The sequence below is a fragment of the Pseudooceanicola profundi genome (assembly GCF_050897955.1).
Taxonomy (GTDB): Bacteria; Pseudomonadota; Alphaproteobacteria; order Rhodobacterales; family Rhodobacteraceae; genus Pseudooceanicola.
The window spans coordinates 1-14,424 of the sequence record NZ_JBPAXZ010000006.1 but is presented as its reverse complement, the minus strand read 5'-3'; the positions used below and the strand labels follow the sequence as shown (position 1 = coordinate 14,424).

Below are 14,424 nucleotides of genomic sequence, written 5' to 3'. Positions count from 1 at the left end.
AGCACTTCGCTGTCAATCTGACCGCGATTTGAGAGGTTTTCGGCGGCTCATAAAGGCGATGACCCACAGAAAACTGGAACGATGCATATTTTTGCCCTATTCTGATGAAAAAACATAGAGGCAGTCGAAGAGGGGAGCAGTCCCATGAAGCCCACCGAACCAGAAGCAACCGCCCGGCCGGCGGTAGATGAGGCCGTGCGCGGCCTGCTTCCCGGCACCATGGTCATGACGCTGGAAGGCGAAATGCCCGTGGAATACCTGTCCATCGGCGACCGTATTGTTACGCGGGACACGGGCATGGCACGGCTGAGCGGCATTCGCGTGCACCGGCAGCGCTGCGCGACCATCGTCATCACCGGCGGATCGCTGGGTCACAACCGCCCCGAATCGGATGTTGTCGTTCCCGACACCCAGGAAATCCTGATCCGCGACTGGCGTGCACAGGCGATCTATGGCCAGAAGACTGCGTTAATCCCGGCCTCCCGTCTGGTCGACGGCGAATATATCCGCCCGGCCGGAATGCAGACTGTAACCCTGTTTGAGCTCGTGTTCGAAGCGGAGCACATCATCTACGCAGGCGGGCTCGAAATTGCATCATCGCGTCAAGAAGCCCTTCTAAGCGCCTGACTCATAAAGCTTACGGCAAAGACCAAAGCGTCTTCGCCAGTCTAAATGAGATGCACACCCCGGCGATTTTGCAAAGCAACGCCGGGGTTTTGCTGTGCGCTCTCGGGTCTCTCCCAAACCGATCTGGCCCAATAGAAGAAGAGCCCCCTCACACACCGATATTGCGCAACACCTCTGGCAACATATCGGGCAGGTCACCGGCCAGAAGCCCGGCTCCGAACCTCCGGGCCGCCTCCACATGAAGCCAGACCGCAATCTCCGCCGCCTTCTGCGGTGTCACGCGACGGGCCAGCAGGCCCGTGATCATACCCGCAAGCACATCGCCTGACCCGGCAGTCGCCAGCCACGGTGCATCCCTGTCCCGTCCGAGATTGTGCTGCGACACCCGCCCCTGAGGCCCGGCGACAACGGTCTGAGCCCCCTTCAAAACAACCACCGCCCTGGTATTCCTGGCGCAGGCCAAAGCGGCCGACACAGGGTCCGCCAGGTCCAGATCAGGGAAAAGCCGCGCGAATTCGCCAGAATGCGGCGTCAATACGCAGCGCCCTTCTGGCAGGGCCGACACGAGCGCCTCCGTCATGCCCTGAAAGGATGTCAGCGCATCCGCATCCAGAACAAACCCGCCCGCAGCTGAGCCAAGAACGGCACCGACCATCTCCCGACAGGCCACGCCCGGGCCAAAACCCGGGCCGATACAGACCGCATTGATCCTCGGATCCGACAGCAACGTCACCGCCCCCGCAGCATCGTCAACGCGCCGGATCATGATTTCGGTCACCTGCGCCGCGACCTCAGATATGGCCTGATCCGGAACGGCGAGCGTCGCCAACCCGGCCCCGATCCGTAGCGCCGCCCGGGCGGCCAGCCGCGCCGCACCCGTATGGCCGTGCCCCCCGGAAAAGATCACCGCATGACCATGACCGTATTTATGCAGCTCAGGATCCTTGCGCAGCAGCGACAGCTCCTCCGGGCCGAGCGTCACCTCCAAAGGCTGCTCCGTCATCGCAACCCCCGACCACCGCCAGACTGGACGGCGACCACATACGCCACCGTATACCCTGTCACTCCCGCCCCGCCCCGACCCATGCCGCGCGACACCGGCGCCCGAACGCCGCCGGCACGGTCCGGCACAGCATCAACCGCCCCGACTGCGCCGCCCGGACGTCTCCGGCAGGAAAGAACCGGGCTTTTCCAGATCACATTTTCTCTGACCGCACATTTTTTCACCACTATGCCCAAAAAATGTCGCCTCCTTCTGTGCCGCACCCACCAGACACCAAAGTTTGCCCCGGGTCGATTGTGAGCCAAGAGCGAACATGTTCTCAACCCTCGGCAGGATATGTGAGGAGTTCCGAAACATGAAAAAGATCGAGGCGATCATCAAGCCCTTCAAGCTTGATGAAGTCAAAGAAGCCCTTCAGGACGTCGGCGTCCAGGGCCTGTCGGTCATCGAGGTCAAGGGATTTGGCCGTCAGAAAGGCCACACGGAACTCTATCGTGGCGCCGAATATGTCGTCGACTTTCTGCCCAAAGTCAAAATCGAGGTTGTGCTCGACGACGATCAGGTGGACGGTGCCATCGAAGCCATTGTGGACGCGGCCAAGACCGAGAAAATCGGCGACGGCAAAATCTTCGTGTCCTCGGTGGAACAAGCTATTCGCATCCGCACCGGCGAGTCCGGTTCGGACGCTCTCTGAACCATAAATTCCAACGAAAGGGGAAAGGGAATGAGCAACAAGGTTCTCAAACTCATGAAGGATGAGGAAGCGGCTTACGTCGATATTCGCTTCACCGATCCGCGCGGCAAAATGCAGCACGTGACGGTGATGGAAAGCGAAGTCGACGAGGACTTCCTCGAAGAAGGCTTCATGTTTGACGGCTCCTCCATCGCGGGCTGGAAGTCGATCGAAGCCTCCGACATGAAGCTGATGCCCGACCTGGACAGCGCCTATGTCGACCCCTTCTATGCTGAGAAGACGATCGCCATCCACTGCTCCATCGTGGAGCCGGACACCGGCGAAGCCTATGACCGCGACCCGCGCGGCACTGCCGAAAAGGCTGAGGCCTACCTGAAGTCCTCCGGCATCGGCGACACCTCTTTCTGGGGTCCTGAAGCCGAATTCTTCCTGTTCGACGACGTGAAATACTCCGTCACCCCGAACAAGGTGTCCTACGAGGTCGACGCCGACCACGCCGCCTGGAACACCGATGCGGAATTCGAAATGGGCAACCTGGGTCACCGTCCGACCTACAAAGGCGGCTACTTCCCGGTGAACCCGATGGACGACGGCCAGGACATCCGTTCCGAAATGCTGTCGACCATGAAGCGCATGGGCATGAAGGTCGACAAGCATCACCACGAAGTGGCGACCTCGCAGCACGAACTCGGCCTGATCTTCGGCTCGCTGACCGAACAGGCAGACCACCTGCAGAAGTACAAATACGTGATCCACAACGTGGCCCATGCTTATGGCCGGTCGGCAACCTTCATGCCGAAACCGATCAAGGGCGACAACGGCTCCGGCATGCACGTGAACATGTCCATCTGGAAGGACGGCAAGCCGCTCTTCGCAGGTGACAAATACGCCGACCTGTCGCAGGAAGCGCTGTACTACATCGGCGGCATCCTGAAGCACGCGAAATCGCTGAACGCCTTCACCAACCCTTCGACCAACTCCTACAAGCGTCTGGTCCCGGGTTACGAAGCCCCCGTTCTGCGCGCCTACTCCGCCCGCAACCGCTCGGGCTGTGTCCGTATCCCATGGACGGAAAACCCGAAGGCAAAGCGTGTGGAAGCCCGCTTCCCCGATCCGTCCTCGAACCCGTACCTCTGCTTCGCCGCCCTGCTCATGGCCGGCCTCGACGGGATCAAGAACAAGATCGATCCGGGCGAAGCCATGGACAAGAACCTCTACGATCTGCCGCCGGAAGAGCTGGCCGACATCCCCACCGTCTGCGGCTCGCTGCGCGAAGCCATGGCGGAGCTGGAAGCCGACCACGACTACCTGCTCGCGGGCGACGTCTTCACCAAATCTCAGATCGAAGGCTACATCGACCTGAAGATGGAAGAGATCGAAGAGTATGAAATGACGCCGCATCCGGCCGAATTCAAAATGTACTACTCCTGCTGATCACCACGTGATCGCGGACGGAAAGGGGCGCCTCAGGGCGCCCCTTTTGCATTTTGGACCGGTCATCAGACGGGCTGAAAAAGAGCCAAATTATTCAGCAAGTTATGTCAATTGAAACGCGCTTGCGCGTCCCGCGCACCATATGCGGCAAAATTTTTCCACATTTCCCCGCCAAGTTGATTGCACAAAAAAAAGTATATGAGGGAAAAAATGCCTGTCACCAAAGCGCACGAAGCGCCCCGCGCAAGTCTCCTGTTTTCTGACGAAACGATGTTCAACATGTCTCTGCTCTGCGACCTGGCTGCGGAGGCATTGCAGAGCTACGGACTGCGATTGGATGCAGATCCGGAGATCGGCGTTGACCATGTCACCCTTTCCGCCTCCGGAGTGGGTCTTCGCATCTGGCTCTGTGACGGCAGCGCACAGGATCAGACCAGCCTTTGCGTGGCCGTCATCCCCTGCCCCGACACCTGCGCCGTTCAGGGCCGTGACGAGGCGCTTCTGGCAGAGATCATGTCGATCCTGATCGAAGGTACCGGCGCGACGGCCATTCTCTGGATGGACACGGGCGTGGTTATTCCCGCACGCAGGTTCCAGTCGGCTTTCACTCCTATGAGGTTTCGGGCGCCCGATCAGATCGATGGCAGTGCCGAATGCATCGTGCCTCGCCGCCCGGGCCGCAAGGCCGGTGCCGCGCCTGCCCCACTGACGCCCAAAAGCCTCATCAGCACCATGCCGGACACGGTCACCCCTCTGGCGCCGCCGCCCAGCCTGGACTCTGTGTTCCGTGACGCGGATGCGCCCGAATCCGCATCGGTCTTTTCAATGAAAACCCTGACAGAGCCCCGGTTGCCGCTGCACATCGTCACGCTTGGCGCGGTGACGCACACACTGACAGGTGTGCTGAGCCTCTCGTTTTAGGGCTTCGCCACGACAAAGGTATGGATCCCGAACACCACCGCCCCGGTTTCGGGCAGCCGCAGCATGGTCTGACGCTCTGACCTGATGTAGCGATGCTCTCGTTTGGCACCATATTTATTCTCGCCCTCCCGACGCGGTTGGAAGAGCGCCGGATCGACATACCCCAGATGGTTGAACCGCCAGAGCGGACGCCCGACCTGCACCCCGTCGAACAGCCGCTGCACGCGCTTGGCAAGGGTCTCGTCATAGGCCGGAACCGGTTTGTGAATGCGGATCAGAGGCCGACCCAGCTTCTCTGCCAGCGTCCAGCCGGCCGGAAAGCACAGCACCGCCCCCGTCAACACATGTTCCGCCTGCCCCTCTGTCTTTTCCAGCAGACAGAAATCGGACTGGACCAATCGCCCCAATGTGCCCAGCGGGTCTGAACGGTCCAGTGTCACCATAACACCATCGGGACGCCGCACCGCCTCAGCCAAAACGATATAGCCCGCGTCAGCACCCAGATGGCGGAGCACCGTATCCAGCAGTTCCAACGCCGCCGCCTGCCCCTCCGGCAGAAGCCCGATCACACGCTCGCGGCTCTGTGCAATCAGCCTGTCCCGCAATGCCATCTGTGCCGCAAAGGCGTCATCCCGCAGCAGCCAGTTTTCCGTGCCGAGCGGACGGGTTCCGGGCAGCCGAAGCTCCGTCGTGTCGTAGGGGATGTGGCTCTGTAGGATCGGTTGCATGCCGCAGCTTAGACATGCAGCGCGGGACTTTACCAGAGCTCAGGCGCTGTCACCCGCCTCTCCGGCGACAGAGCGCGGCGCATGCAGGCGCAGCTCCCGGTCGACCTCCCGGGCGGAGGCCGCCAGATCACGATCTCCCTTCTGGATCAGCACCCTCAGCGACGCGTCACCAGCGCTCGCCACCTCCGGATGGTCCATCCCGAAGCGTAGGATCGCGCCGATACTATCGATCACCAGCAGGCGGCGCGGCAGCGGCGGCACATGGACCCGATCATAGAGCACCTCCTGTTTCTCTTCCGTCGCCAGCTCCGCATCCAGCAGCACCCGCGCGATGCGCCGGATCATGTCCACCGCCGTGCCCGGATCGTTGATGCCGGGCGACAGCGCCCTCTGGCCGATCTCCGCGAGGTTCAGCAGCCCGAATTCCGGATCCTGCACATAATTGCGCAACGACCCGATGGAGACATGACGGGTCACGATCTCCGCGCAAGCCTCATTGGACCCATCGGTCCAGGCAAGGGCCTCTCCCTTGTGAATGAAGCTGCCCACCCGGAGCGGCAGGTAAATGTGCAGACCGGCCTTCTCCGCCTCCGCCTGCAGCCGGTCCTGATAGACCTGCTGGATATAGCCCGACCGGGGCGCCGGGATATCCGTCAGCCCCTCCGGCCGATCGCCGGTCAGCGGCACGGCACCCAGTGTTGGATATTCACAGCGCATGGCATAGGCGTCCCGCGCATGATCCTCGATCCGCTGCGCCGTGCCGATCAGGCTTCCCAGCGTCTCCAGATGCGAAATCCAGCGAATGATCGCGACAATGACCATGGTCACCACGCCCAGCGTCACAAAGAAGAGCACGACCAGCTCTTCGCCTTTGAACACGTCGGTTTCCCGCAGGATGATAACATTGATCGCGTAGAGATAGGCCCCCACGAAAGTCGCCAGCACGGTATGGGTCGTGGTGTCCTGCAACAGCACCTGATGCGACCGCGGCGTCCATTGCGACGAGGCATTGCGGAAGGAGGCGACCATGACCGTCAGCGAAAATGTCGTCACCGTCAGCATGGAATTGGCGATGATCGACAGGATCCGGTCCACCGCATCCGCCCCGATCCGGTCGCCCAGACCCAGCGGAATCAGGTGGCCCAGCAGTTTGGCCAGAGCAATGGCCAGAAAGGCGCAGACCGCGATCAGCCCGACCCGGACAATCAGCCGTCGCGAAAACTCATGCAGGCGGCGCAGCAGTGACGGAAGCATCCGGTCTCCTTTTTGACCCACGGCAGAGATGCCGGGTCGCCTGTTTAAAATGCATGACTTCCCCGGGAGTTCCAGTGCGCCACGCAGCTTTTCCAAATGCGACATCATCTGTCGCGAATGCACAAGCGATGCGCCGCGACGCGCCTAAGGATCGCGACAACAGAAGGAGCCCGGGCCCATGAAAACCACCACGCGCGTTGCAGTCATCGGAGGCGGCGTCGTCGGCTGCTCCGTCCTTTACCACCTGACCAAACTGGGCTGGAAAGACGTGATGCTGCTGGAACGGTCGGAGCTGACCGCAGGCTCCACCTGGCATGCGGCGGGCGGCTTCCACACGATCAACGGCGACACCAATATGGCGGCGCTGCAGGGCTACACGATCAACCTCTATAAAGAGCTGGAAGAGATCACCGGCATGTCCTGCGGCCTGCACCATTCCGGCGGCATCACCCTGGCCGACAGCCAGGACCGGTTCGACATGCTGCTGGCAGAGCGCGCCAAGCACCGGCACATGGGCCTCGACACCCATATCGTCGGCCCGGAGGAGATCGCCAAGATCGCCCCGATCACCAATCTCGACGGCATCATCGGCGCGCTCTACGACCCGCTCGACGGCCACCTCGACCCTTCCGGCACCACCCATGCCTATGCCCGTGCGGCCAAGATGGCGGGGGCGGAAATCGTCACCCATTGCAAGGTGCTGGAAACCAACCAGCGCCCCGACGGCAGCTGGGATGTGGTGACGGAAAACGGCACGATCCACGCCGAACACATCGTCAACGCGGGCGGGCTCTGGGCCCGCGAAGTTGCGGAAATGATGGGCTATTACGCACCGCTCCACCCGATGGAGCATCACTACCTCGTCACCGACGACATCCCGGAAATCTACGAGCGTGACAGCGAACATCCCCATGTCGTCGATCCGGCTGGCGAATCCTACCTGCGTCAGGAGGGCCGCGGCCTCTGCATCGGCTTCTACGAGAAGAAACCCAAGGCCTGGGCCGTGGACGGCACCTCCTGGGATTTCGCGATGGAGTTGCTGCCGGATGACCTCGACAAGATCGGCGACTCGATCGAGTTCTCCTATGCCCGCTTCCCCGTCCTCGCCACCGCTGGCGTCAAACGCGTAATCCACGGGCCGTTTACCTTTGCTCCTGATGGCAATCCGCTGGTCGGCCCCGTCCCCGGCATGCGCAACTGCTGGTCCGCCTGTGGCGTGATGGCGGGCTTCAGCCAGGGCGGCGGCGTTGGCCTGATGCTGGCGCAGTGGATGACGGCCGGCGAATGCGAACGCGATACCTCGTCCTTCGATATTGCCCGCTTCGGCCAGTGGATCGGCAAGGGCTATACGCTCCCCAAGGTGATCGAGAACTACAAGACCCGCTTCTCCGTCTCCTACCCGAACGAGGAAAAGCCCGCCGCCCGGCCCCATCGCCGGACGCCGATGTGGGACGTATTCGACCGGATGGGCGCCGTCTGGGGCCTGCAATACGGGCTGGAGGTGCCGAACTACTTCGCCCAGGGAGATGAGCCGCGCTACGAGACGCCGAGCTTCCGCCGCTCCAACGCCTTCGGCCCCACCGGGCGGGAGGTGAAAGCCGTCCGCGAGGGTGTCGGCATCAACGAGGTGCACAACTTCGGCAAATATTCCGTCACCGGCCCCAACGCCCGCGCGTGGCTCGACCGCGTGATGGCCGGCCGCGTGCCGCAAAAGGGACGCCTGTCGCTGACCCCGATGCTGGCCCAGTCCGGCCGCATCATCGGCGATTTCACCATCTCCTGCCTCAGCGAGACCGACTTCCGCCTGACCGCCTCCTACGGGGCGCAGGCCTACCATATGCGCTGGTTCACCGATCACCTGAGCGACGGCGTGCAAGTCACGAATATCTCTGACACTTCCACCGGGTTCCAGCTGGCCGGACCGCTCTCCGCCAAGGTGCTCCAGGCCTGCACGCGCAGCGATGTCTCGGCGCTGAAATTCCTCGACGTGGTCAAGATGACCGTGGGCCAGGTCGAATGTGTCGTGCAGCGCGTCAGCTATACCGGCGATCTGGGCTATGAGATCTTCTGCGACGCCACCTGCGTCCGCACCCTTTGGGACACGCTCTGGGAGGCCGGTCAGGAACATGGCATCGCCCCCTTCGGCATGCGAGCAATGATGTCGCTGCGGCTCGACCGTCACTTCGGCTCCTGGCTGCGCGAATTCTCGCCCGACTACACGCCGGCCGAAACCGGTCTCGACCGCTTCATCTCCTTCAAGAAGAACGTGGATTTCATCGGTCGTGCAGCCGCCGAGGCGGAAAAGGCCAAAGGCCCGGCCCGTCAGCTCCTCATGTTCGAAATCGAGGGCGGCAAGGCCGATATCCACGGCTATGAGCCGCTCTGGATCGGGGACGACGTCGTGGGCTACTGCACCTCCGGCGGCTATTCGCACCATCTTGGCAAGTCCATGGCCCACGCGTTTGTCCCGACGGCGATGGTCACGCCGGGCATGGAAGCCAAGGTGGAAATACTGGGCGAACTCTGCCCCGCAAAAAGGATCGACGCGCCGCTTTTTGATCCTGACGCGCGCTGAATTCCCGTATAGGTTGCGCGCATGACATGCGCAATTCTGATCCTCGCCTCCGGCGCCTCCTCCCGGATGCGCGGCGGCGACAAACTACTCGAAAAGGTCGGCGGCTGGCCACTTGTGGCCACCCTCGCCCTCAGCGCCCGCACAGCAAGCCCGATGGTCTTTGTCACCGTCCCGACGGTCAATCACCCGCGCGCCGATGCGCTGGAGGGCCTGCCGGCCACCCTCGTGCCAGTCCCGGATGCACAGGACGGCATGTCCGCCTCAATCCGCCGCGGCGTCGATGCCCTCCCCGAAGAGGCCGCCGCCGTCATGCTCCTGCCCGCCGACATGCCGGAGCTGACGGCGCAGGATCTGCGCGATGTGATCACCCTCTGGCGCCAGCAGCCTGATACGATCACTCAGGCCACCGGCCAGGATGGCACCCCCGGCCACCCCGTGATCTTCCCCAGACGCCTCTTTCCGGCGCTCAAGGCCCTGACCGGCGATCAGGGCGCCCGCACGATCCTGCAGGCAGAGACACCGCAGCGCATCGCCCTGCCCGCCCGACATGCCCTCACCGACCTCGACACGCCCGAGGACTGGGCCAGCTGGCGGCGGGCAAACGCGCACCGCTAAGCCACCGGGCCCACGCCCCTGCTTCATCTTTCCCGAAATACTCCGGGGTGAATTGAGCCGCAGGCTCAAGAGGGGCAGCGCCCCTCCCCGTCACCTGCCCCGGACCGGCTCCCAAAATGAAGACGCCCCGGCCCGATCTCGCCGCAGGGGCAGGATCGAACAGGGGCGCTCCGAAGACCAGTCCCCCGACTGGTGGCGCGCCGGACCCGGGGGCCCGGCGCAGCTGCATTACTTCAGCAGAAGCTTCGCTTCGTGCTTCTTCAGCGTGCGGCGTGCCGCGTGATAATCCTCGCGGCCTTCGACCGTGGCCAGCTCCGGGAAGAGCTCCAGAATTTCCTGGCGCTGCGCCGACCCGATCCCGTCCAGGGTCTGGTGACCCGGCTGGAAGCTTTCGGTCCAGGAGCCGTCCGACAGCACAACCTCGTGCTGGTCGAACATGAAGTGGACATAGGTGGTCCGCGCCGTCTCGACCCGGTTCACACCGGCCAGCCCCGTCAGGTGCTTGGCCGCGACCAGAACTTCCCGCTCTTCGAAATAGAGCGCAGTCTTGTCGTTGTTCACCAGAACGCGGTGGTTCGGCGACACCAGCATGTCCCGCTCCGGCAGGCCGTAACCGAGGGAGCCCTTCTGGATCAGAACCGGCTGCAGATGCTCTGCCTTGAGCAGCTCACGGCCCGCCAGATCCTTCATGCCCAGCCAGCGGATTTCCTGGATGCCGTTGTCACGGGTAATGACACGGTCACCTTCGCGCAGGCTCTCCACCGGAACTTCACCACGCGGGGTCGCGATCAGGGTGCCCGGCGTGAAGCAGGGGATCAGCCCCTCGATATCGAAATAGTTGATATTGGCCCAGGCATCTGTCGACGAATTATACAGCGTGATCTGACCGTGAAACCCGTTTCCATTGCCGTCGGGGTTCTGGACCTGATGGACAATCCTGTATCCCTGCGACAGCAGGCCGGACAGGTCCAAAACGTCGTCGTCTTCGCCATCGGAGCCGCCATAGACAGTTGCGTTGCCAACCCCGGAGGAGCCCACGGTGTTGATCACGATCCGGTCCGGTCCCGCCCCGCCATAGAGCTGGTCATTGTCGCCCCCGCCGGTGATCACATCGGCCCCGTCGCCGCCATAGACAACGTCAAAGCCGTCGCCCGCGGTGATTGTATCATCTCCGTCGCCACCGTAGATCAGGTCATTTCCCGACCCGCCGTTCAGGATATCATTGCCGTCTTTCCCGAAGAGCGTGTCATTCCCATCCCAGCCATTGATCAGGTCGTCCCCGTCCCCTCCGGTCAGGTGGTCATTCGAAGACGTTCCGTCCAGTTGTGCCATTCTCGACACCTCTCAGGTACCGGCACCGCCGGCTCGGTGGGCTTCTGCCCCGTGGAAGGGCTTCATATACGGCTTCGTTCCACAATCGGAAGTCTCTGAGGGCCGGCCGAACTCAGGTTGACGCAGCGTTCCAGCCGTTTGGATGGATGCGCCGGCCGGGCGTCGAAACGATCAGCCCGTTATCAACGAATTGGACCCGAGGCGAAAACAATCGCCCCGGGCCCGAAGACCAGTCCCCCGACTGGTGGCGCGCCGGACCCGGGAGGCCCGGCGCAGCTGCATTACTTGAGCAGAAGCTTCGCTTCGTGCTTCTTCAGCGTCCGGCGTGCCGCGTGATAATCCTCGCGGCCTTCGACCGTGGCCAGCTCCGGGAAGAGCTCCAGGATTTCCTGGCGCTGCGCCGACCCGATCCCGTCCAGGGTCTGGTGACCCGGCTGGAAGCTTTCCGTCCAGGACCCGTCCGACAGCACAACCTCGTGCTGGTCGAACATGAAGTGGACATAGGTGGTCCGCGCCGTCTCGACCCGGTTCACACCAGCCAGCCCCGTCAGGTGCTTGGCCGCGACCAGAACTTCCCGCTCTTCGAAATAGAGCGCAGTCTTGTCGTTGTTCACCAGAACGCGGTGGTTCGGCGACACCAGCATGTCCCGCTCCGGCAGGCCGTAGCCGAGAGAGCCCTTCTGGATCAGAACCGGCTGCAGATGCTCTGCCTTGAGCAGCTCACGCCCCGCCAGATCCTTCATGCCCAGCCAGCGGATTTCCTGGATGCCGTTGTCACGGGTGATGACACGGTCACCTTCCTTCAGGCTCTCCACCGGAACTTCACCACGCGGGGTCGCGATCAGGGTGCCCGGCGTGAAGCAGGGGATAACCTTCTCGATTTCCTCGAAATGCGCGGTGCCGGTCAGGTTGTTGTCGGCATCGTAGAACTCGACCGTCCCGTTTTCCGGGTTGGCATCGTAGATGACCTTGAAGTGGCCACCAACCGGTTTGGACCCGGTCAGGTCGAGGATGTCGTAGTCATCCCCGCCGGAGCCGCCGTCGATCCAGTCACCCTCGGTTGCGCCAAGGAAGACGTCGCGATCATTGGCACCGAACATCATGTCCGCACCGGCGCCGCCCGTGATGGTGTCGTTCTCGCCGCCGCCGTCGATGCTGTCATCGCCGGAGCCGCCGTAGAGCTCGTCATCATTGCGGTTGCCACGGATCGTGTCGTTCCCTTCGGAACCGTAGATCGTGTCCTGCTTGCCAGTCCCGGTCAGACTGTCGTCGCCGGAATTCCCGTCGATGAAGTCCTGGCCCTCGCCGCCTTCGATCGTATCGTCGCCCTGGCCACCCAGCAGGGTGTCGTCGCCGGAGCCGCCGTAGATCAGGTCGTCGTCGATGCCACCGTCGATGCTGTCATTGCCAGCGTCGCCGTAGAGCGTGTCATCGTCGTCCTCGCCCAGGATGGTGTCGTTGCCGTCACCGCCATAGACCAGGTCGCGGCCATTTTCCGGGACCGGATCGGTCGCGTCAGGTTCCTGACCCCAGAGCAGATCGTCATCCCCGGCATTGATGAAGTCATCGCCGGAATTGCCGTAGATCGTGTCGGAGCCATGGCCACCGGTGATATTGTCGTCACCCATGCCACCTTCGACATAGTCGTCGTCGATACCTGCGTGGATCGTATCCTCGCCGGAGCCGCCATAGACCATATCCGCATCGTCACCGGTCATGATCGAGTCGTTGCCGGCACCGCCAAGCACGGTATCCATGCCATCGGTCGGTTCAGGATCGCTTTCCGCACCCGGGTACAGCGGGTTCGGCAGGTTCGGATCGTCCCCTTCATAGTCGGAGAAGGTATCGATGCCGACAAGGATCGTATCGTCACCGGAGCCGCCTTCGACATAGTCGGAGCCCTGGACATCGTCGATCAGGTCATCGCCGGCGCCGCCATAGACGACGTCATCATCGATGCCGGAGGTGATGGTGTCATCACCCGATCCGCCGCTGACGGTATCGGCATCGTCGCCGGTGTTGATGCTGTCGTTGCCAAGGCCACCATAGACCAGATCGCGGTCGTCATCCGGATCGGTATCGTCATCGACACCCGGGATCGCGCCGGCATTGTCGGGCGTCCCGTCCTGAGCTGCCGCGTCGATGGTATCGTCGCCCTCACCGCCCAGAATTGTATCGTTGCCGGCAATGCCGCGGATCGAATCGTCGCCAGACCCGCCTTCAAGGCTATCGTCGCCAGACCCGCCGATGACTTCGTCATCGCCCTGTCCGCCATAGACTGAGTCGTCACCGGACCCGCCCCGCAGCACATCGTCGCCGCTGCCGCCGTAGATCTCGTCATCGCCCTGCTGGCCACGGATCGAGTCATCGCCGGAGTCGCCGTAGAGCGTATCGTCCCCGGACATGCCGTAGATCGTGTCGTCGCCAGCGCCGCCATAAACGGTGTCTTCGCCGGACCCGGCATAGACCACGTCGTCGCCGCCATAGGCATAGACAAGGTCGTCATCGCCAGAGGTCGGATCAAGCGCGTCATCCGCGTCGATCATGTCGCCATTCGGATCGCCGTCATAGGCATCGTCGATCACATCGTCGCCCGAGGTGCCCTCGACAATGCCATCCGGCAGGATGGTGTCGTTGACCGTCACCGTCACAGTAGCGGTGGAGGTCAGCCCCTCTTCGTCCTCGATTGTATACTCGAACGTATCCGTTCCGGCAAAACCCGGGTTCGGCGTGTAGACAATGGCGCCAGCCACGATCACCGCTGTGCCGTTTGCCGGAGACCCGACCGACCGCAGGGTCAGCGTGTCACCGTCGACATCCGTGTCGTTGTTCAGAACCTGGATGGTGACCGGTTCCTCTTCATCCGTCTCGGCCGTGTCATCCACGGCCTCCGGCGCATCGTTCACCGGGTCCACGGTCACCACCACCGTCGCGGTCGAGGTGTTGCCGTCCGGATCGGTCACCGTGTAGGTGATCGTGTCCTCGCCGTTGAAGTTCTCGTCCGGCGTGTAGACCAGCTTGCCGTCCACGATCTCAACCGTGCCGTTGGCGGGCTGTTCGACCGATGCGATGGTCAGCGGATCGCCGTCCGGATCGGTGTCATTGGCCAGAACGTCGATAGTGACGGGGGTGTCCTCATCGGTATCGGCAGTATCGTCAACCGCGGTCGGCGCGTCGTTCACGTCATTGACGGTCACGGTCACGGTGGCCGTATCGGTCAGACCCTCTTCATCGACAATCG

The 14,424-nt window shown here is 62.6% G+C and carries 11 protein-coding genes; 6 read left to right on the top strand and 5 right to left on the bottom strand.

Annotated elements, in window-relative coordinates; all coding sequences use genetic code 11:
• The first annotated feature begins 144 nt into the window (after nucleotides 1–144).
• Nucleotides 145–627: a Hint domain-containing protein gene (locus ACRARG_RS19980; RefSeq protein WP_432691790.1), complete on the top strand. Its 483-nt coding sequence runs from the start codon at nucleotides 145–147 to the stop codon at nucleotides 625–627.
• A gap of 148 nt (nucleotides 628–775) precedes the next feature.
• Here the strand turns inward: ACRARG_RS19980 and ACRARG_RS19975 are convergent, their stop codons facing one another.
• Nucleotides 776–1,630 (bottom strand): NAD(P)H-hydrate dehydratase, encoded by an 855-nt coding sequence (locus ACRARG_RS19975; protein WP_432691789.1) that lies wholly within the window; start codon nucleotides 1,628–1,630, stop codon nucleotides 776–778.
• A gap of 355 nt (nucleotides 1,631–1,985) precedes the next feature.
• On the opposite strand from ACRARG_RS19975, the gene ACRARG_RS19970 reads away from it, so the two are divergent.
• The 3 genes from ACRARG_RS19970 (at nucleotide 1,986) to ACRARG_RS19960 (ending at nucleotide 4,679) form a co-directional block, all read left to right on the top strand.
• Nucleotides 1,986–2,324 (top strand): P-II family nitrogen regulator, encoded by a 339-nt coding sequence (locus ACRARG_RS19970; protein ID WP_432691788.1) that lies wholly within the window; start codon nucleotides 1,986–1,988, stop codon nucleotides 2,322–2,324.
• A 30-nt stretch (nucleotides 2,325–2,354) separates the two neighbouring features.
• Nucleotides 2,355–3,758, top strand: coding sequence for a type I glutamate--ammonia ligase (gene glnA / locus ACRARG_RS19965; protein ID WP_432691787.1), 1,404 nt, complete (start codon nucleotides 2,355–2,357; stop codon nucleotides 3,756–3,758).
• 210 nt (nucleotides 3,759–3,968) lie between these two features.
• On the top strand, nucleotides 3,969–4,679 hold the full coding sequence (locus ACRARG_RS19960) for a hypothetical protein (RefSeq protein ID WP_432691786.1): 711 nt from the start codon (nucleotides 3,969–3,971) through the stop codon (nucleotides 4,677–4,679).
• Here the strand turns inward: ACRARG_RS19960 and ACRARG_RS19955 are convergent.
• Both ACRARG_RS19955 and ACRARG_RS19950 read right to left on the bottom strand, forming a co-directional pair.
• On the bottom strand, nucleotides 4,676–5,407 hold the full coding sequence (locus tag ACRARG_RS19955) for a heme-dependent oxidative N-demethylase family protein (RefSeq protein ID WP_432691785.1): 732 nt from the start codon (nucleotides 5,405–5,407) through the stop codon (nucleotides 4,676–4,678). The two genes, ACRARG_RS19960 and ACRARG_RS19955, sit on opposite strands and share 4 nt — an antisense overlap.
• 39 nt (nucleotides 5,408–5,446) lie before the next feature.
• Nucleotides 5,447–6,661 (bottom strand): DUF2254 domain-containing protein, encoded by a 1,215-nt coding sequence (locus tag ACRARG_RS19950; protein WP_432691784.1) that lies wholly within the window; start codon nucleotides 6,659–6,661, stop codon nucleotides 5,447–5,449.
• Nucleotides 6,662–6,839: 178 nt separating this feature from the next.
• Between ACRARG_RS19950 and ACRARG_RS19945 the strand changes: the two genes are divergently transcribed.
• Together ACRARG_RS19945 and ACRARG_RS19940 are read left to right on the top strand one after the other, a co-directional pair.
• Entirely contained in the window at nucleotides 6,840–9,236 is a 2,397-nt protein-coding gene (locus ACRARG_RS19945; RefSeq protein WP_432691783.1) for a GcvT family protein, read from the top strand.
• Between the two features lie 21 nt (nucleotides 9,237–9,257).
• Nucleotides 9,258–9,851, top strand: coding sequence for a nucleotidyltransferase family protein (locus tag ACRARG_RS19940; protein WP_432691782.1), 594 nt, complete (start codon nucleotides 9,258–9,260; stop codon nucleotides 9,849–9,851).
• A 228-nt stretch (nucleotides 9,852–10,079) separates the two neighbouring features.
• Here ACRARG_RS19940 and ACRARG_RS19935 read toward each other — a convergent pair whose 3' ends face one another.
• Nucleotides 10,080–11,183, bottom strand: a complete 1,104-nt coding sequence (locus ACRARG_RS19935; RefSeq protein ID WP_432691781.1) for a Hint domain-containing protein — start codon at nucleotides 11,181–11,183, stop codon at nucleotides 10,080–10,082.
• A 281-nt stretch (nucleotides 11,184–11,464) separates the two neighbouring features.
• On the bottom strand, nucleotides 11,465–14,424 hold a 2,960-nt coding region (locus tag ACRARG_RS19930; RefSeq protein ID WP_432691780.1), incomplete at its 5' end, for a Hint domain-containing protein.

What these genes read in the sequence shown, in the direction of transcription:
- ACRARG_RS19960 (WP_432691786.1), top strand. Translation starts at nt 3,969, where the DNA reads ATGCCTGTCACCAAAGCGCACGAAGCGCCCCGCGCAAGTCTCCTGTTT.
- ACRARG_RS19975 (WP_432691789.1), bottom strand. Translation starts at nt 1,630, where the DNA reads ATGACGGAGCAGCCTTTGGAGGTGACGCTCGGCCCGGAGGAGCTGTCG.
- ACRARG_RS19980 (WP_432691790.1), top strand. Translation starts at nt 145, where the DNA reads ATGAAGCCCACCGAACCAGAAGCAACCGCCCGGCCGGCGGTAGATGAG.
- ACRARG_RS19955 (WP_432691785.1), bottom strand. Translation starts at nt 5,407, where the DNA reads ATGCAACCGATCCTACAGAGCCACATCCCCTACGACACGACGGAGCTT.
- ACRARG_RS19970 (WP_432691788.1), top strand. Translation starts at nt 1,986, where the DNA reads ATGAAAAAGATCGAGGCGATCATCAAGCCCTTCAAGCTTGATGAAGTC.
- ACRARG_RS19950 (WP_432691784.1), bottom strand. Translation starts at nt 6,661, where the DNA reads ATGCTTCCGTCACTGCTGCGCCGCCTGCATGAGTTTTCGCGACGGCTG.
- ACRARG_RS19940 (WP_432691782.1), top strand. Translation starts at nt 9,258, where the DNA reads ATGACATGCGCAATTCTGATCCTCGCCTCCGGCGCCTCCTCCCGGATG.
- ACRARG_RS19935 (WP_432691781.1), bottom strand. Translation starts at nt 11,183, where the DNA reads ATGGCACAACTGGACGGAACGTCTTCGAATGACCACCTGACCGGAGGG.
- ACRARG_RS19945 (WP_432691783.1), top strand. Translation starts at nt 6,840, where the DNA reads ATGAAAACCACCACGCGCGTTGCAGTCATCGGAGGCGGCGTCGTCGGC.
- glnA (WP_432691787.1), top strand. Translation starts at nt 2,355, where the DNA reads ATGAGCAACAAGGTTCTCAAACTCATGAAGGATGAGGAAGCGGCTTAC.